Annotated in this window: 15 protein-coding genes, 1 other RNA gene and 1 pseudogene; 6 read left to right on the top strand and 11 right to left on the bottom strand. The window is 42.8% G+C overall.

The window, feature by feature from the left end; genetic code table 11:
• Nucleotides 1–33: 33 nt before the first annotated feature.
• Entirely contained in the window at nucleotides 34–615 is a 582-nt protein-coding gene (locus AAC852_RS01410; RefSeq protein WP_340619476.1) for a YecA/YgfB family protein, read from the bottom strand.
• A 273-nt stretch (nucleotides 616–888) separates the two neighbouring features.
• On the opposite strand from AAC852_RS01410, the gene zapA reads away from it, so the two are divergent.
• From zapA to AAC852_RS01425, 3 genes are all read left to right on the top strand, one after another.
• Nucleotides 889–1,221, top strand: a complete 333-nt coding sequence (gene zapA / locus AAC852_RS01415) for a cell division protein ZapA (RefSeq protein WP_340619477.1) — start codon at nucleotides 889–891, stop codon at nucleotides 1,219–1,221.
• Nucleotides 1,222–1,255: 34 nt separating this feature from the next.
• A non-coding RNA gene (ssrS, locus tag AAC852_RS01420) (6S RNA) lies at nucleotides 1,256–1,439 on the top strand.
• 51 nt (nucleotides 1,440–1,490) lie between these two features.
• Nucleotides 1,491–2,087 carry a 5-formyltetrahydrofolate cyclo-ligase gene (locus AAC852_RS01425; RefSeq protein ID WP_340619478.1) on the top strand — a complete coding sequence of 199 codons (597 nt, stop codon included), beginning with the start codon at nucleotides 1,491–1,493 and terminating at the stop codon, nucleotides 2,085–2,087.
• Nucleotides 2,088–2,213: 126 nt separating this feature from the next.
• Here the strand turns inward: AAC852_RS01425 and serA are convergent, their stop codons facing one another.
• Entirely contained in the window at nucleotides 2,214–3,455 is a 1,242-nt protein-coding gene (gene serA / locus AAC852_RS01430; protein WP_340619479.1) for a phosphoglycerate dehydrogenase, read from the bottom strand.
• Between the two features lie 272 nt (nucleotides 3,456–3,727).
• A complete protein-coding gene (gene rpiA, locus AAC852_RS01435; RefSeq protein WP_340619480.1) occupies nucleotides 3,728–4,387 on the bottom strand; it encodes a ribose-5-phosphate isomerase RpiA in 660 nt (219 codons plus the stop codon).
• A gap of 178 nt (nucleotides 4,388–4,565) precedes the next feature.
• Between rpiA and AAC852_RS01440 the strand changes: the two genes are divergently transcribed.
• Nucleotides 4,566–5,474, top strand: coding sequence for a LysR family transcriptional regulator ArgP (locus AAC852_RS01440; protein WP_340619481.1), 909 nt, complete (start codon nucleotides 4,566–4,568; stop codon nucleotides 5,472–5,474).
• On the opposite strand, the gene AAC852_RS01445 is transcribed toward AAC852_RS01440, so the two are convergent.
• The 4 genes from AAC852_RS01445 to AAC852_RS01460 all read right to left on the bottom strand — a co-directional run bounded on the left by AAC852_RS01445 (nucleotide 5,471) and on the right by AAC852_RS01460 (nucleotide 8,699).
• Nucleotides 5,471–6,208, bottom strand: a complete 738-nt coding sequence (locus AAC852_RS01445; RefSeq protein ID WP_340619482.1) for an oxidative stress defense protein — start codon at nucleotides 6,206–6,208, stop codon at nucleotides 5,471–5,473. The two genes, AAC852_RS01440 and AAC852_RS01445, sit on opposite strands and share 4 nt — an antisense overlap.
• A gap of 209 nt (nucleotides 6,209–6,417) precedes the next feature.
• Nucleotides 6,418–7,041, bottom strand: a complete 624-nt coding sequence (gene argO / locus AAC852_RS01450; protein WP_340619483.1) for an arginine exporter ArgO — start codon at nucleotides 7,039–7,041, stop codon at nucleotides 6,418–6,420.
• Between the two features lie 238 nt (nucleotides 7,042–7,279).
• Nucleotides 7,280–8,152, bottom strand: coding sequence for a small-conductance mechanosensitive channel MscS (mscS, locus tag AAC852_RS01455; protein WP_340619484.1), 873 nt, complete (start codon nucleotides 8,150–8,152; stop codon nucleotides 7,280–7,282).
• A 181-nt stretch (nucleotides 8,153–8,333) separates the two neighbouring features.
• The gene (locus AAC852_RS01460) at nucleotides 8,334–8,699 is read right to left on the bottom strand and encodes a YacL family protein (RefSeq protein WP_340619485.1); all 366 of its coding nucleotides are present in this window, start codon (nucleotides 8,697–8,699) and stop codon (nucleotides 8,334–8,336) included.
• Between the two features lie 272 nt (nucleotides 8,700–8,971).
• Here AAC852_RS01460 and AAC852_RS01465 point away from each other — a divergent pair.
• Nucleotides 8,972–9,217 (top strand): annotated as a pseudogene (locus AAC852_RS01465) (IS1 family transposase); the annotation flags it as partial.
• Between the two features lie 189 nt (nucleotides 9,218–9,406).
• On the opposite strand, the gene acnB reads toward AAC852_RS01465, so the two are convergent.
• Nucleotides 9,407–12,004, bottom strand: a complete 2,598-nt coding sequence (gene acnB / locus AAC852_RS01470) for a bifunctional aconitate hydratase 2/2-methylisocitrate dehydratase (RefSeq protein WP_340619486.1) — start codon at nucleotides 12,002–12,004, stop codon at nucleotides 9,407–9,409.
• A gap of 350 nt (nucleotides 12,005–12,354) precedes the next feature.
• On the opposite strand from acnB, the gene AAC852_RS01475 reads away from it, so the two are divergent.
• A complete protein-coding gene (locus AAC852_RS01475; RefSeq protein WP_340619487.1) occupies nucleotides 12,355–13,002 on the top strand; it encodes a GNAT family N-acetyltransferase in 648 nt (215 codons plus the stop codon).
• Nucleotides 13,003–13,066: 64 nt separating this feature from the next.
• Here AAC852_RS01475 and lpdA read toward each other — a convergent pair whose 3' ends face one another.
• The 3 genes from lpdA to aceE all read right to left on the bottom strand — a co-directional run bounded on the left by lpdA (nucleotide 13,067) and on the right by aceE (nucleotide 18,949).
• Nucleotides 13,067–14,494 (bottom strand): dihydrolipoyl dehydrogenase, encoded by a 1,428-nt coding sequence (gene lpdA, locus AAC852_RS01480; protein ID WP_340619488.1) that lies wholly within the window; start codon nucleotides 14,492–14,494, stop codon nucleotides 13,067–13,069.
• A gap of 200 nt (nucleotides 14,495–14,694) precedes the next feature.
• Nucleotides 14,695–16,272: a pyruvate dehydrogenase complex dihydrolipoyllysine-residue acetyltransferase gene (gene aceF / locus AAC852_RS01485; protein ID WP_340619489.1), complete on the bottom strand. Its 1,578-nt coding sequence runs from the start codon at nucleotides 16,270–16,272 to the stop codon at nucleotides 14,695–14,697.
• Between the two features lie 13 nt (nucleotides 16,273–16,285).
• Nucleotides 16,286–18,949 (bottom strand): pyruvate dehydrogenase (acetyl-transferring), homodimeric type, encoded by a 2,664-nt coding sequence (gene aceE, locus AAC852_RS01490; RefSeq protein ID WP_340619490.1) that lies wholly within the window; start codon nucleotides 18,947–18,949, stop codon nucleotides 16,286–16,288.
• Nucleotides 18,950–19,172 lie beyond the last annotated feature (223 nt).

Below are 19,172 nucleotides of genomic sequence, written 5' to 3' on the forward strand. Positions count from 1 at the left end.
TCTCGTTATTATTAATAATTAGTTAATTACCAATCAATGCAGCGTTGGTTTTTCATCTTTTTGCGTTGTATTGCCTGCTTTTTTGGGCGTCGCCAGTGCAATATAACAAAGCTGCACTGCAACACGGACATATTCCAATACTTCTTCCAGTGCCTGAGATAGCTCTTCTTGATCTTCACCTTCGTCGTATCCCAGCATACCTATATTGCGCAAATCAGTAATAACTTCCTGAATTTCTTTTTTTTCTGTTATTTTTGGATCTGCAACCCCCAATCCCAACAAGAAATGGTTTACCCATCCTGCCAACGCGTCAGCACATGCAAAAACACCAGCTTCATCATCGGGAAGCAGTAAATTAAAATTAAAGTTACTATCATCCAATGATTCGAAAGTGACTTCATACAATTCTCTGATTGACTGTGCGAGTATCTGTGAAAATGCAAGACCATCGTTAGCGAGATCATGTACAAGAGTCTGCCAGCTACTGTCGTGATTTCCACCACATAATAAACCACTTATTAAGCCATGCATCTCTGCGGCTGTCAGTGCAACGGACTGTTGATGCAAAATTTCATCAAATGATTGATAATTAGGTAATGAGTTTTGTATAGACATGTATATTGATCATCGTTGGCGATATAAGTTCATGCTATGCTACCATCAAGGGGAGTCGCTATACCAGACAACATAATCAGGTTGTCTTTTGGTATTGTACGGTAATGATTGGTGTCGGCCTTATTTTTATACCAAAATATGTTTTTTACCCCCCAATAAATTTCGAGTTACAGCTAATAACATATAGCAACTTACAACTTGAAAGCTAAAGGGGTATATCAGAATTAAGGTATCAACAAAGGTATCGATACAGTAATAAATCAGGAAGGTGTCATGTCTGCACAACCAGTAGATATTCAGATTTTTGGGCGGTCATTACGTGTCAATTGTCCACCAGAGCAGATAGAAGCATTACAGGCTGCGGCGGAGGAACTTGATCAGCGTTTGCATAACCTCAAAGAACGCACCAGAGTGACTAACACTGAGCAACTGGTTTTTATTGTGGCACTGAATATCTGTCACGAGTTAGCACAAGAAAAAATGAAAACCCGTGATTATTCCTACAATATGGAACAGAAAATTAAAATGCTCCAGCAGACTATTGAACAGTTCCATACAATAGGCCACATGATATTACTTAAGACTAAATGGGTAGGTTCTGATTGAAGATTCCTGGCTAATTAGTTTAAAGTAATAAAAAATTTCTCTGAGGTGTTCGTGAGCGGGGATGTCCCCTGAGCCGATATTTCATATCTGATAGAATGTGGTGCTCCGTTTCTTGTGAGCATGCTTGGCTAGCCAAGAAGCCTAATAGGGGCGACGCTGCGTTCACCTTGAACCAAGGGTTCAAGGGTTACCACCTGTAACGGCATCTTGGAGAACCCTATCTATCTGTTTTGTATCCTTTTCTGCACTACTTTAATAGGCAGGTATCTATGCAATCAGATTCCTTTTTCTCTCTTCGAAAAAGCATCAGACAAAAAATACGACAACTACGTAAAAGCCTTTCTCCTGAACAACAACTGCAATTTGCTCTACAGGCTGCCGAGCGAGTCATGGCTCACCCAAGGATCCTCCAAGCAGAGAAAATTGCCCTGTATCTCTCCTTTGACGGAGAATTAGATACACGTCCATTGATTCAACAACTTTGGCAGCAAAATAAACAGGTTTACTTACCAGTATTGCATCCTTTCAGCCGGAATCACCTATTGTTCTTACGTTATCAACCTGAAACTTCTCTTGTCCGCAACCACTTTAATATAGAACAGCCATCACTGGACGTTAGGCAGGTTTTACCTATCTCTGAACTGGACGTTATGTTTATCCCTCTGGTTGCTTTCGATCTTACAGGGCAACGGTTAGGCATGGGAGGAGGGTTCTATGACAGAACGCTGGCCAAATGGCAACAGAAAAATTTTTATCCGATTGGGCTGGCACACAATTTCCAGTTGATTAATACACTGCCCAGTGCAAGCTGGGATATTCCGTTACCAGAAATTATCACACCAGAAAAAATATGGCATTGGTCGTGATAATTGCAAAGGATTGAGTTTAGCAGATTAATTTAGGGCTATTGTTTCTTCAATAGCCCTTATTTTATTTAGTTACGTGTTTTTCACCTAACTTACTTGTGTTCATTCAATTAAGTACAACTCACCTTAGTAAAGCAGACGGGAGCGGATCGTACCTGGTAAGGCTCTGAGTTGTTGCAAAACTAATTCAGCCTGAGCCGGATTTTGCGTCATGATATCAATAACCACATAACCAATATCACCTTCAGTACGCAGGTATTGTGCCTCAATATTGATTTCCTGATCGGTGAAAACCTGGTTGATGCTGGTTAAAATACCCGGACGGTTTTCGTGGATGTGCAGTAATCGATTAGTATCCTTAGCATGTACTGGCAGTGAAACTTCCGGGAAATTAACCGCCGACAGTGTAGAACCGTTGTCAGAATATTTGACCAACTTTCCGGCGACTTCATAACCGATATTCTGTTGCGCTTCTTGTGTAGATCCACCGATATGTGGCGTCAGCAGTACATTATCAAATTTAATTAATGGGGAGACAAAAGGCTCGTTGTTGGTTGCCGGCTCCACGGGGAATACATCAATCGCAGCACCGGCAATATGCCCAATTTCTAACGCATTAACTAATGCAGGAATATCGATAACAGTACCGCGTGAAGCATTGATTAAAATTGAACCCGGTTTCATCAGCTCTAATTCTGCCGCACCGATCATATTTTTGGTTGAAGATGTTTCAGGAACATGCAGACTCACAACATCACTCATATTTAACAATTCAGATAAGTGATGAACTTGTTGGGCGTTCCCCAATGGTAATTTATGTTCAATATCAAAGAAGTAGACATTCATACCGATGCTTTCAGCCAGGACACTAAGTTGTGAGCCGATATGACCGTAACCGATAATGCCTAATTTTTTGCCACGTGCTTCATAACAACCCGCAGCCTGTTTGTGCCATTCCCCTTTGTGAGCTTTGGCATTGGCTTCTGGAACACGACGCAATAACAACAGCAGCTCTCCCAATACCATTTCAGCCACTGAGCGTGTATTGGAAAACGGCGCATTAAATACGGGAATACCGCGTCTTGCTGCGGCGTTCAGATCAACCTGATTAGTGCCAATGCAGAAACACCCAACTGCAACCAATTTTTCAGCAGCCGCAAAAATTTCTTCGGTTAACTGAGTACGGGAACGGATCCCCACAAATCTGGCATCGCGGATCGCTTCTTTCAGCTCTTCCGGTTCTAATGCGCCCTTATGATATTCAATATTGCTGTACCCTGCTGCCCGCAAATTGTCTACTGTGCTTTGATGAACGCCTTCCAGCAGCAGAAACTTAATTTTATCTTTTTCTAAAGATACCTTAACCATTTATCCGCCTTATTTGTACTAATTTTCGTAATGCCGATAGGTTTCACTAAAATAACAAAAAAAACGTCAACAGCAATACAATCGTTTGCCGGTAAAACAGCATAAGAAACAATAAAAAAGTTGTTACGCAAAGTAAAACTTTTAGTTACGAGATAAATATAGAACTTTGAGTATTAATCAGACAAATATACAATATATATATCTAAATTTTATTTTTTGAGTATAACTCTAAAAATTTTTTAAGGGCAGACTATTCTGCCCTTAACTAATAATTACTTTGCAATCGTTTTTACACCATTAGCTGTACCAACCAGTACGACATTCGCACTACGGTTAGCAAATAAGCCAACAGTTACCACACCAGCAATAGCATTAATTTTGTTTTCTAATTCGATTGGATTAAGAATGGCAAGATTATGAACATCCAAAATGACATTACCATTATCAGTGATAACGTTCTGACGGTAAACCGGAGTTCCTCCTAATTTTACCAACTCACGGGCAACATAAGCACGTGCCATCGGAATAACTTCAACTGGTAACGGAAATTTACCCAATATATCAACCTGCTTGGATTCATCAATAATACAAATGAATTGCTTTGCCACAGCAGCAATGATTTTTTCTCTGGTCAATGCTGCTCCACCACCTTTAATCATTTGCATGTTGCCATTGATTTCATCAGCACCATCAACATAAATGTCCAAAGAATCAACTTCATTACAGTCAAGCACAGGAATGCCAAGACTTTTCAATTTCTCCGTTGATGCCTCCGAGCTGGATACTGCACCTTCAATTTTGTCTTTCATCGTCCCCAACGCATCAATAAAATGAGATGCCGTTGAACCTGTACCAACCCCAACAATCGTTCCCGGTTTGACATACTCCAGTGCTGCCCAACCTACCGCTTTTTTCAATTCGTCCTGTGTCATATCAATTACTGCCTATAATCAATTACAAGAAAAATCCAGCCACCAGTATAAACAATATTTTATCTTATCCTGTGAAAAAATATGGCATAGTGCTACCTAGACCCAAAAATCGTTTGAACACACAATATAGTACCCAGATATTCAAAGAGAAGAGTAAAAACGGAGAACCTGATTTTCGATGAAACGCCCTGATTACCGATCCCTACAAGCGTTGGATGCCGTGATACGTGAACGCGGTTTCGAACGTGCAGCACAAAAGCTTTGTATCACTCAATCCGCAGTATCCCAACGTATCAAGCAATTAGAAAACTTATTCGGTCAACCGTTATTGGTTCGTACCGTTCCTCCCCGTCCTACAGAGCAAGGGCAAAAACTGCTTGCGTTATTACATCAGGTAGAGTTGCTCGAAGCACAATGGCTTGGTGATGAAAATGGTAATGATACTCCTTTGTTGCTCTCTCTTGCCGTCAATGCGGATAGTCTGGCAACCTGGCTCTTACCGGCACTTCATCCCGTGCTTTCTGATTTGCCTATCCAGCTCAATATTCAGGTGGAAGATGAAACACGTACACAAGAAAGCTTGAGACGTGGGGAAGTTGTTGGTGCCATCAGTATTCAATCACAACCCCTACCAAGCTGTCTGGTGGATAAGCTAGGTGCTCTTGATTATCTGTTCGTCTCCTCCCCTAAATTCGCTGAACGTTTTTTCCCCAATGGAGTAACTCGCTCAGCTTTACTGAAAGCCCCTGCTGTTGCATTCGATCATTTGGATGATATGCATCAGGCCTTTTTACAACAGTATTTTGATTTATCACCGGGCAGTGTGCCTTGCCATATCGTTAACTCGTCCGAAGCGTTTGTTCAATTGGCAAAACAAGGATCGACATGTTGCATGATCCCCCACTTACAAATCGACAAGGAATTGAAGGCAGGTGAATTAGTTGATTTAACACCCGGCTTGTGTCAACGCCGTATGCTTTACTGGCATCGCTTTGCCCCGGAAAGCAGCGCTATGAGAAAAGTGACTGACGCCCTGCTAAAACTAGGGCGCCAGATGTTACGTCAGGAAGATGATGAAACTAATTAACGCTGTAACTCAAAAACTGCATCAACATGATCAGAAAACTCTATGCTCTGCGGTTCATAAGTTTCATCAGATGAGTTTTCCGCAGAAGCCGCGGACGTTAGAGCTGATTTGAATTGCAACCGACTCATTGGAAAAAGCACCGCTTCAGGCGGACGATAAGTAATGCTATATACGGAACCTAACTTACTGTTAAAACCTTTTGCTAATTCAGTTGCCTGTTGAATCGCATTCGCAATTGCTTTCTGTCTGGCTGCATCACGATAGCGCTGAGGATCGGCCACGCTGAACTGTACGGAATTAATTTCATTTAATCCCGCTTTCAAGGCTCCATCCAAAAGTGTATTCAGTTGATCCAGCTTACGAACTTTGACTTCAACTGAGCGGGAAGCGTTATATCCCGTAAGAGTTGATTTGCCTGTTTTCTGATCATACTGATATTCTGGCTGAGTTCGTATATTGGCTGCATTAATATCTTTCTTTTCGATACCATTTGTTTTCAAAAAATCAAAATATTTTGTAACACGCTCATCAACTTTTCTCTTTGCATCTGCTGCACTTTTCTGATCCACTTTCACATGGATCAACAAAGTCGCCATATCTGGAGCCGCTTTGATTGTCGCATTACCAGAAGTTGATACATGCGGAGTAGACGGTAATTCCGCAGCCGAAGCCGTCATACATGACAAACTACCCACAGCTAACATAACAGCAAATATCAGTGAGTTACGTTTCACTAAAACCTCCTTTCGGATATACCCTTCATCTATCAGGTACACAGCAAATAAATAGGTATTTTCTACAGAATTCTCAAATTAAGACAAGTTACTTTCAGAAACATTAGCACACTATATTTATAAAGAACCATATTTATAAAGAATGGTTTGAATTATAAAGAAGTATTTAAATTATAAAGAAGTATTTAAGTTATAAAGAAATGTTTAATTTAATTAAAAATCTGTAATCCTTGCTTAAACAAGTTCCATGCGATATACCACATCACACAACCAACAAATAAGTTAATAATGCGCTGAGATCGTGGCTGATTAAGAATTGGTGAAAACCATGCAGCCAGAATAGCCAATGCGAAGAACCAAGTGATGGATGCGGTAACCGCCCCGGCGGTAAACCACGGTCTGTGTTCTGCTGATAATTGTCCTCCAATGCTACCTAATACAACGAAAGTATCCAGATAAACATGAGGATTCAACCAGGTTACTGCAAATAATGTCACAATAACCCGCCAGCGGCTTTGAGCCAAAGTTTCTGTACTGGAGAATGCAATATCTGTTGATAATGCCAGCCGAAAAGCTCCCCATCCGTACCATAGCAAAAATGCAACGCCTCCCCACGTTACAGCTTGCAACAAAAATGCTGACTGCCCAAGCAAAGCACTACCCCCAAAGACTCCTGCCATGATAAGAATAATGTCACTGATAGAACATAATGCTGCACTCATCAAATGAAAGCGTTTTTTACTTCCCTGCTGCATCACAAAAACATTTTGTGGTCCAAGTGGAATAATCATTGCAGCACTGAGAAAAAAGCCCTGAATCAATGTTGAAAACATACAAAAATTCCTAATATTTATTCAATCAGATAAGTTCTGTCTGCATATTAGGAAAATTCATTCATTAGCAGAAATGAATATTTCTTATCTATCATTAAAGAAATTTATAGAGCAATTAAAAGGTATTGGAAGAAACAGAGTGAAAAGAGTGGCAAACCCAAGCTATTTAAGCAGTGCTGACTTGGTGTGAGAATACTTTTATTTCTCACACCAAAATTTCTCACACCAAATATATTGATTATTGATCCGTTTTCTTCTGTAGAGCGACTTGCTGCTGATGCAGATAAATATCCATTTGTGGGAAAGGAATACCAATATTGTGTTTATCCAAAGCTCGTTTGAAATTTTCCATCAGATCCCAGTAAACGCTCCAGACATCTCCATTAGTTGTCCACACACGTACAATAAAATTGAGCGATGAAGGAGCCATTTCATGCAACCGAATAGTGACACCTTTCTCATGCTGAATGCGTTTATCAGCTTTGATAACATCACCCAACACTTTCTTTACTTCATCAATATCAGCGTCATAAGCGACACCGACCATTATCTGAGTACGGCGGTTTGGTTCACGGCTGGTATTGATAATATTGTCCGCAATAATTTTTCCGTTAGGGATCACAATAATACGATCATCCGCAGTACGTAACGTTGTGGAGAAAATTTGAACTTGTACAACCGTCCCTTCCACTGCACCAATAATGACATATTCACCAGTGCGGAGTGGACGGAAAACTACCAACAACACGCCAGCAGCAAAGTTTGACAGTGATCCCTGTAATGCCAAACCGACAGCCAAACCTGCGGCACCAATAACGGCAATCACAGAGGCGGTTTGAACGCCTAATTTTCCAAGCACTGCAACAATAGTAAAGGCGATGATGGCATAACGAATTATTGCTGACAAAAAGTCAGAAATAGTCGCATCAATACCACGTAGCGTCATGACGCGTTTCACTGCTTTATTTGCCAGTTTGGCAACAGCCAAGCCTACAATCAGAATTAGAATGGCAAACACAATATTCACTGCATACTGGATCAGTAGATTTTGATTATTGACAAACCAATTTGCAGCCTTATCAATCTCGCCTGATAGATTGATCTCTTCCATAAAAGCCTACCTTTTTTGTTGGAACCTGCCGGGAAGAAACTCCCAGCAATATAGGCTCCTGTTTATAAATAAAAAGCCAGTACAATGTCACACAAATATGTTACACAAATACGTCACACAAAAGTGATGGAATATGGATTATGGCAGAAATCTGCCATTGGTTGAACATAAACACTTACCTTTAATTATTTTGCAAAACAAAATCTCTGTAATTGGCTAACATATTAATAAAATCATCTGTACCACAAAGTGCCAGGCTCTCATTATCGTAATAGCTCATTCCCTCTTCCAGCATTTCTGTATCAAACTGGAGTTGATTAGCTCTGATCATAATTTCTTCTTCATTCATCAACAGTGTGTATTCATGACCATTCAATTGCCATTGACGCTCGCTATCTTTTATGTCCATCAATGCTGAAATTATTTTATCTAAGACACTCAAATCGCCTCTTACTTCCTCATTCAACCAGTGACCAATAGCTTCATGATCCATTGAGAAATTTGTCATCACCTGACCAGTGATATCCTGTATAAATTCATATTCCATCACTTACCTCCACATTTTTGTTATATCAACCACATCTGGATTTTAAGCATTTCCGATGATTCCACCTCCGAGTCTGTCCACAAACTGACACAAAATTTGCCACAAAAAATAGGCATAAAAAAGAGAGGACTCCTTCTTAATACTGCTCACTTAAGTAAACCAGGATGGTCCATGTCTTAAATGATTAGTTATTGTGATACGCTTAGGGGCTTTTTAATGGTGAAACATGGTTAAAGTTGACGTCCATTATTGTTATTGTCGCAAATCAGAACATACTTGCCCTCTTATTCCCTTTTAATATTCGGTTTTACTGCATGGATGATTATGTTGTTTATGACAGCCTTGTCGAAGAAGAGCATCTGACGGGAAAAACGTTTATTCCGCATATAGAGAGAACGAATTTAACTCAGCGTACTCGATTAAAAAGACTGAATAGAAAAACTATCGGTTATTCAAAATCCGAAGAAATGCACGATAAGGTGGTAGGGACTTTTATTGAGCGTGAGTATTATTTTTAACGTTTAATCTAACCATTTAATACATGACCCGTATCAAACACCATTAATGCGACAGAACCTTTGTTGTTCCATCTGATTAAAATTCAGTCTCAGCATATTGGTAAGCGTTATCCTTACAAAAAAAGCCCGCTCGCGTTTAAGCGAGCGGTGTTAAGGCCTTCGCCTTCTCATTTCTTAGCAAGATATTTTTTACACCGCAGTTTGGAAGATCACGTTGTCTGCTTTTTCGGTATATTGGTTCAATTGATCAAAATTGAGATAACGATAAGTATCTGCCGCTGTTTCATCCACCTTGGCCATGAATTGCAGATACTCTTCTGGCGTTGGCAGGCGACCTAACAATGAAGCCACAGCAGCTAACTCCGCAGATGCCAGATATACATTGGCTCCCGCGCCCAAACGGTTTGGGAAGTTACGCGTAGACGTAGATACCACCGTCGCTTCATCTGCAACACGAGCCTGATTTCCCATACACAGTGAACAACCAGGGATCTCAACGCGCGCACCACTCTTACCAAAGACGCTGTAATAGCCTTCTTCTGTCAGTTGAGCAGCATCCATTTTCGTTGGCGGAGCAACCCACAGGCGGGTCGGTAACTGGCCTTTATGTTGATCCAGTAACTTACCAGCCGCACGGAAGTGACCAATATTCGTCATGCAGGAGCCGATAAATACTTCATCAATTTTATTGTTAGCAACTTCTGATAACAGACGAGCATCATCCGGATCATTGGGTGCACACAAAATAGGCTCTTTGATGTCATCCAAATTAATTTCAATCACTGCTGCATATTCTGCATCTGTATCTGCTTCCAGCAATTGTGGATCTTTCAACCAATTTTCCATACCGATAATACGACGCTCTAATGTCCGACGATCACCATAGCCTTCTGCAATCATCCATTTCAGCAAGACGACATTAGATTGCAGATATTCAATGATCGGTGCTTTATCCAGTTTGATCGTACAGCCTGCTGCGGAACGTTCTGCGGAAGCATCTGCCAATTCAAATGCCTGCTCAACTTTGAGTTCTGGCAAACCTTCAATTTCCAGAATACGGCCAGAGAAAATATTTTTCTTACCTTTTTTCTCTACAGTCAACAAACCTTGCTGAATCGCGTAGTAAGGAATTGCATGAACCAGATCACGTAAGGTTATACCTGGCTGCATTTTACCTTTAAAACGAACTAATACGGATTCAGGCATATCCAACGGCATAACCCCTGTCGCAGCCGCAAATGCCACTAACCCAGAACCCGCCGGGAAAGAGATACCGATGGGGAAACGCGTATGGGAATCTCCACCTGTACCTACAGTGTCCGGCAATAACATACGGTTCAGCCATGAATGGATAATTCCATCTCCCGGACGCAGGGATACACCACCACGGTTCATGATGAAATCAGGCAAGGTATGATGCGTTGTCACATCAACAGGTTTTGGATAGGCCGCTGTATGGCAGAATGACTGCATAACCAGATCTGCCGAAAAACCAAGGCAGGCCAAATCCTTCAATTCATCACGAGTCATTGGGCCAGTTGTGTCCTGAGAGCCAACAGAAGTCATCTTTGGTTCACAGTATTCTCCCGGACGGATCCCAGTAGTACCGCAGGCACGACCTACCATTTTCTGTGCCAGCGAGAAACCACGACTGCTCTTCTCAACTGCTTTTGCCTGACGGAAAATATCACTGTGTGGCAATCCTAAAGATTCACGGGCTTTCGCTGTCAGACCTCGGCCGATAATTAATGGAATTCGGCCGCCTGCGCGCACTTCATCAATTAGTACATCCGTTTTCAGTTCAAAAGCTGCCAGCACTTCATTGGTATCGTGATGACGAATTTCACCTTTATAAGGGTAGATATCAATAACATCACCCATATTGAGTTTGGAAACATCTACCTCAATTGGCAATGCGCCTGCATCTTCCATCGTGTTAAAAAAGATTGGCGCAATCTTTCCACCCAATACAACACCTGCGCCACGTTTGTTTGGCACAAACGGGATATCTTCCCCCATAAACCACAATACAGAGTTTGTAGCAGATTTACGGGAAGAGCCTGTACCCACGACATCCCCTACATACGCCAGAGGATGGCCTTTTTTATTGAGTTCTTCAATTTGCTTGATTGGGCCAACAACACCCGCCTGATCAGGTTCGATACCTTCACGGGCATTTTTCAACATTGCCAAGGCATGTAATGGAATATCCGGGCGAGACCACGCATCTGGTGCAGGAGAAAGGTCATCGGTGTTAGTTTCACCGGTGACTTTAAAGACAGTAACTGTAATTTTTTCTGCCAGTTCAGGACGTTCCAGGAACCATTCTGCATCAGCCCATGACTGGATAATTTGTTGAGCATGTGGATTACCTGCTTCCGCTTTTTCTTCCACATCATAGAAACTGTCAAACATCAACAAAGTATGGGATAGCCCCTTCGCTGCAATAAGAGCCAATTTTTCATCATCGAGAGCATCAATCAAAGCATGGATATTGTACCCACCCTGCATGGTTCCCAATAACTCAATGGCTTTTTCCCGCGTAACAAGTGGTGAAGTTGTTTCACCTTTAGCGATAGCAGCAAGGAAACCAGCTTTTACATAGGCCGCCTCATCAACACCGGGGGGAACACGGTTTGTCAACAGGTCTAACAGAAAAGTTTCTTCACCTTGAGGTGGATTCTTCAGTAATTCGACCAGCGCGGCTGCTTGAGCTGCGTCTAATGGCTTAGGGACGATGCCTTGCGCTTCACGTTCGGCTACGTGCTTGCGGTATTCTTCTAGCACGACTTACTCCTCGCTCTCATTGTCATTTTATATACCCGGCTGTCTGCACCCGGTAACGATCACCATGAAATGACCATCAAGGATGCCAGGTCAGAGGATTTTGCTCACATAACACTAAAATTATGCCGAGCTTCGAGCAATTAGCATACCAAAATTTGAATGACATGTTAATTCATTCACATAAAATCAACATTGAACCGTGATAAAACTCTGGATATATGAGCTTAAAAGGTGTATTAAGGTACTAAATGCGGTTTGTTGCTATTTTAGCCTAAAAAAGCAATAAGTACCGTTAGGCAATAGTAAAAAATACCAAATGATACACAAAATGCCTTGTCATGGAGGGTATTATGCCAAATATCCAAACAATAAATGATATACCATCTACTTCTCATTTAAGCTCCATCCCTGAAGAAGGAAGTTATCCCGATTATAAAACGATTATCAAAGAAGTTTCCAAAGAAGACATGATATCAGCACTGAACGGATTAAAGCGAAATGAAGCTCTGGTTCACCCCGATATGAGAAGACACCAATCATTTATCAATACGGCAAATTCAATAAACAATATTTATACCAATGCAAGTATCGGAGGAAATATAAATACGCACCGTTATTTTGTCTGTTTTTGTGCTCCTGAACCGGTTGGTATCATGATATTCATTCCAGCATCGTCAATCATTTCTCACGATACCGCTGATCTAATAGGGTATATATTGACTTATCCCAGTGGTCGAGGATATGGAAGTTTACTGATTGAATATGCGGTGAATTTTTCCATTTCGTTAAATCATTCAGGCATATTAAAACTCTACGCTGAACGCTATGCTATACCGATTTATCAACGATTAGGTTTTGTATTTACAGACAATTCTAACTTTGGAGCCGTTGAAATGCGTCTGGACCCTAAAATAAGCAATCGCTGGAGTGTTACCCCTAATGGCTATCAATTAACTCAATCCCGCTCTTTATTTAATTGGCAATGCCATATATTGTAAGTAACGGCTCCCATCTCTGGAAGCCGTTTAATATCTTTGCTAACCTACTGCAAATTATAAAGAATTATTTCTTTTTCTTCGCTTTAGGATTTGGCAAGTCAGTGATGCTGCCTTCGTACATTTCCGCAGCCATACCGATTGATTCATACAGCGTTGGATGAGCATGAACAGTCAGAGCGATATCTTCTGCATCACAACCCATTTCGATAGCCAGACCAATTTCACCCAGCAGTTCGCCACCGTTAGTACCAACAACAGCACCACCGATAATACGATTAGTTTCTTTATCGAAAATCAGTTTAGTCATACCATCTGAACAGTCAGATGCGATCGCACGACCAGAAGCAGCCCACGGGAAAGTTGCAGTTTCGTAACTGATGCCTTTCTCTTTCGCTTCTTTCTCAGTCAGACCAACCCATGCAACTTCTGGTTCAGTGTACGCGATAGATGGAATAACTTTTGGATCGAAGTAATGTTTCTTACCAGAGATAACTTCTGCTGCAACATGACCTTCATGAACACCTTTATGTGCCAACATTGGCTGACCAACGATATCACCAATAGCGAAGATATGAGGTACGTTAGTGCGCATTTGCTTATCAACATGGATAAAACCACGCTCATCAACAGCAACACCCGCTTTGCCAGCATCAAGCAGTTTACCGTTTGGTACACGGCCGATAGCAACCAGAACTGCATCATAACGCTGAGGTTCTGCTGGTGCTTTCTTACCTTCCATTGTCACGTAGATGCCATCTTCTTTAGCTTCTACCGCGGTCACTTTAGTTTCCAGCATCAAGTTGAATTTTTTACTGACGCGCTTAGTGAACACCTTAACAACGTCTTTGTCCGCAGCAGGAATAACCTGATCGAACATTTCTACCACGTCAATCTGAGAACCCAGAGCGTGGTAAACAGTACCCATTTCCAGACCGATAATACCGCCGCCCATAACCAGCAGGCGTCCCGGAACAGTTTTCAGTTCCAGTGCATCGGTAGAATCCCATACGCGAGGGTCATCATGTGGAATAAATGGCAGTTGAATTGGGCGTGAACCCGCTGCGATAATGGCATTATCAAAATTAATCGTTGTTGTGCCGTTTTCGCCTTCTACTACCAAAGTGTTAGCACCTGTAAATTTACCAACACCGTTAACAACGTTAACTTTACGGCCTTTAGCCATGCCGCCCAGACCACCTGTCAACTGGGAAATAACTTTTTCTTTCCAGAGACGGATTTTATCAATATCAGTTTGTGGCTCTCCAAACACGATACCGTGTTGTGACAACGCTTTTGCTTCTTCAATCACTTTTGCAACATGAAGCAATGCCTTAGATGGGATACAGCCCACGTTAAGACAAACACCACCCAGAGTAGAGTAACGCTCAACCAGAACAGTATCCAAACCTAAGTCTGCACAACGGAAAGCAGCAGAATACCCTGCCGGGCCTGCTCCAAGCACCACTACCTGGGCTTTAATTTCAGTACTCATCATGACCTCTTAATTATTTGTCCGGCGGGTCAGACGAAAAAACATATTCCACCGGGACGTACACACCGCGAGCAGTTTACAGAATTGTAAATAACCTGAAAAGCGCGTTAACGTGACAGAAATCGCAACCTGCCAGATACAAGTATAAAATACCTGTCACGATCATAATTATTAGGCCGGCATATTTACCGGCCTTCGCATTACATCACCAGATGACGAATATCGCTCATCAATTGATTAATGTAAGTGATGAAACGAGCACCATCTGCTCCATCGATCACACGGTGGTCGAAAGACAGAGACATAGGCAGAATCAGACGAGGAACGAACTCCTTGCCATTCCAGACCGGCTTCATAGAAGAACGGGACAGCCCAATAATGGCTACTTCTGGTGCATTCACGATTGGTGCAAAACCGGTTGTACCGATGCCCCCCAGGCTTGAGATAGTGAAGCAACCACCCTGCATATCGGAAGCAGTCAGCTTACCAGCACGCGCTTTCTTAGATACTTCTGCCAGTTCTCTTGAGAGTTCAACGATGCCTTTCTTATTAACATCTTTAAATACAGGAACAACCAGACCGTTAGGTGTATCAACCGCGATACCGATGTTGACGTATTTTTTCAGGATCAGCTTCTGGCCATCTTCAGAGATAGAACTGTTAAAACGCGGCATTGCTTCCAGTGCTTTCGCAGCCGCTTTCATAACGAATACCAACGGAGTGATCTTCACGCCAAGCTGTTTCTTCTCAGCTTCTTTGTTCTGTTGCTTACGGAATTCTTCAACTTCAGTGATATCCGCTTCATCAAACAGGTTAACGTGAGGGATCATTACCCAGTTACGGCTCAGGTTAGCACCGGAGATTTTCTGGATACGGCTCATTTCAACTTCTTCGATTTCACCAAACTTGCTGAAATCAACTTTCGGCCAAGGCAGCATACCCGGCAGACCACCACCCACAGGTGTTGCTTCTGCACGTTTGATTGCATCTTTCACGTAAGCCTGAATGTCTTCACGCAGGATACGCCCCTTACGACCAGTCCCTTTTACTTTAGCCAGATTTACGCCGAATTCACGTGCCAGACGACGAATAACTGGAGTTGCATGAACATAAGCATCGTTTTCTGCAAACTCATTTTTGCTTTCTGCTGGCTGGCTGGCTACTGCCGCTGGTGCTGCTTTCGCAGGTTCCGCCGCAGGAGCAGAAGCCGGAGCCGCTGCTGGAGCTGCCGCAGGTGCTGCGCCGGCAACTTCGAATACCATGATCAGAGAGTCAGTTTTTACTTTATCGCCAACTGCGATTTTGATCTCTTTCACTGTACCCGCAAATGGGGCCGGAACCTCCATAGAAGCTTTGTCACCTTCAACGGTGATCAGTGACTGTTCTTCAGTAATAGTGTCACCGACTTTCACCATAATTTCAGTAACTTCAACTTCATCACCACCGATATCTGGTACAGCAACTTCTTTGTTTTCAGCCGCTACAAGCGCTGCTGCCGGAGCCGCTTCCTGTTGTGCTGGTACTGGTGCAGCTCCTGCTGCACCAGTTGCGGATTCAAAAATCATAATCAGTTTGCCGGTTTCCACTTTATCGCCGACCGCAACTTTGATTTCTTTAACCACTCCCGCCTGTGGCGATGGAACTTCCATGGAAGCCTTGTCACCTTCAACAGTGATAAGTGACTGTTCTGCTTCTACTGTGTCACCAACTTTCACCATAATTTCAGTAACTTCAACTTCATCTGCACCAATATCAGGTACGTTAATTTCGATAGACATTAATCTTTACCTCTTATGCCAGACGTGGGTTAACTTTTTCTGGGTTGATGTTGTATTTTTTGATTGCTTCTTCAACCACTTTCACATCAACTTCGCCACGTTTAGCCAATTCACCCAGAGCTGCAACAACCACGTAAGAAGCATCAACTTCAAAGTGATGACGCAGATTTTCACGGCTGTCAGAACGACCGAAACCGTCAGTACCCAATACGCGGAATTCGCTTGCTGGTACGAAGTTACGGACCTGCTCAGCAAACAGCTTCATGTAGTCAGTAGAAGCGACTGCTGGTGCATCGTTCATGATCTGAGCAATGTAAGGAACGCGTGGTTCTTCTGAAGGGTGCAACATGTTCCAGCGCTCACAATCCTGACCATCACGAGCCAGTTCAGTGAAGGAGGTTACGCTATAAACGTCAGAACCAATACCATACTCGTCAGACAGGATCTTAGCTGCTTCACGAACGTGACGCAGGATAGAACCAGAGCCCAGCAACTGAACTTTACCTTTCGCGCCTTCTATGCTTTCCAGCTTGTAGATACCTTTACGGATACCTTCTTCAGCACCTTCAGGCATTGCTGGCATGTGGTAGTTTTCGTTCAGAGTGGTGATGTAGTAGTAGATATTCTCTTGTTTTTCACCATACATACGCTCCAGACCATCATGCATGATCACAGCCACTTCATAAGCGAACGCTGGATCATAAGAGATACAGTTAGGAATAGTTAGAGACTGAATATGGCTGTGACCATCTTCGTGCTGTAGACCTTCACCGTTCAGAGTCGTACGACCAGAAGTACCACCAATCAGGAAGCCACGAGCCTGCTGATCACCCGCTGCCCAGCACAGATCACCGATACGCTGGAATCCGAACATGGAATAGTAGATATAGAATGGGATCATTGGCAGGTTGTTGGTGCTGTATGAAGTTGCAGCAGCCAACCAGGATGACGCAGCACCCAACTCGTTGATACCTTCCTGTAGGATCTGGCCTTTAGAATCTTCTTTATAGTACGCAACTTGCTCACGGTCTTGCGGAGTATACTGCTGACCATTCGGGCTGTAGATACCGATCTGACGGAACAGACCTTCCATACCAAAAGTACGTGCTTCATCAGCAATGATTGGAACCAGACGATCTTTGATCGACTGATTCTTCAGCATGATGTTCAGTGCACGAACGAAAGCAATAGTGGTAGAAATTTCTTTAGATTGTTCTTCCAGCAGAGAGCTGAAATCTTCCAGAGCTGGGATGTCCAGTTTTTCGTCGAAATTAATACGACGGCTTGGCAGGTAACCGCCCAGTGCATTACGACGCTCATGCAGATATTTAGATTCTTCAGAGTCTTTGTCGAAAGTTACGTATGGCAAGTTTTCAATTTGCTCATCAGATACAGGTACATTGAAACGATCACGGAATTGGCGAACGCCTTCCATGTTCATTTTCTTAACCTGGTGAGCAATGTTTTTACCTTCGGCGGTATCACCCATGCCGTAACCTTTGATGGTCTGAGCCAGGATTACAGTTGGTTTGCCTGTGGTTTCCTGCGCTTTTTTCAGTGCAGCGAAAACTTTCTTAGGATCGTGACCACCACGGTTCAGAGCCCAAATTTCGTCATCAGTCATGTCCTTGACCAATTCCGCAGTTTCTGGGTAACGGCCGAAGAAATGTTCACGAACATACGCGCCATTTTTGGACTTGAATGTCTGGTAGTCACCATCCAGCGTTTCATTCATCAGTTGAACCAGTTTGCCGCTGGTATCTTTACGCAGCAGTGCATCCCAACGCTCACCCCACAGGACTTTCAGTACCTGCCAGCCAGCACCATCGAAAATGCCTTCCAGTTCATTAACTATTTTACCGTTACCTGTTACTGGTCCATCAAGACGTTGCAAGTTACAGTTGATGATAAATACCAGGTTGTCCAGCTTTTCACGAGTTGCGATAGTGATCGCACCTTTGGATTCTGGCTCATCCATCTCACCGTCGCCCAGGAAAGCATAAACGGTTTGCTTAGAAGTGTCTTTTAGGCCACGGTGTTCCAGATATTTCAGGAACTTAGCCTGATAGATAGCAGAAATCGGACCCAACCCCATTGAAACAGTTGGGAACTGCCAGAAATCAGGCATTAATTTTGGATGTGGGTAAGAAGACAGACCATTGCCGCCAATTTCCTGACGGAAATTGTTCATCTGTTCTTCAGTCAAACGACCTTCAAGGAATGCACGTGCATAAACGCCCGGAGAAATGTGCCCCTGGAAATAAACCAAGTCGCCACCATCATTCTCATTACGAGCCCGGAAGAAATGGTTAAAACAAACTTCATAAACAGTAGCGGAAGACTGGAATGAAGCCATGTGACCACCCAGCTCCAGATCTTTCTTGGATGCACGCAGAACAGTCATGATCGCATTCCAACGAATAGCAGAACGAATGCGGCGCTCCAAATCCAGATTACCAGGGTAAGCCGGCTCATCCTCAACCGGAATAGTGTTGATGTAATCACGGTTTGCAGTACCAGCCGCAACATTAACGCCACCTTTACGTGCTTCGTTCAAAACCTGATCAATCAAGAATTGAGCGCGTTCAACACCTTCTTCACGGATGACCGATTCGATCGCCTGTAACCAATCGCGAGTTTCGATCGGATCCACGTCATTTTTCAAAATATCTGACATGGTGTGTTCCTTATCTGTTATCTATTTCTAATGGTTGTTTTGGAGCCTATCTTCTGGTCATACCCTTTGACATTCAGCCAGTCATGACCGGAAGATAGGCCCTGCTATATGTTGCCGCTAAACCCCTTAAATAAAGAGCTAACAACTGTACAGACGCAGCAGCCAGGATCTGTACAGTCAAGTTTAGAATCTATCCCATTTGGGAGTTGTATTAATCCATGAC

It is taken from the genome of Xenorhabdus siamensis (assembly GCF_037996745.1).
Lineage (GTDB): Bacteria > Pseudomonadota > Gammaproteobacteria > Enterobacterales > Enterobacteriaceae > Xenorhabdus > Xenorhabdus indica.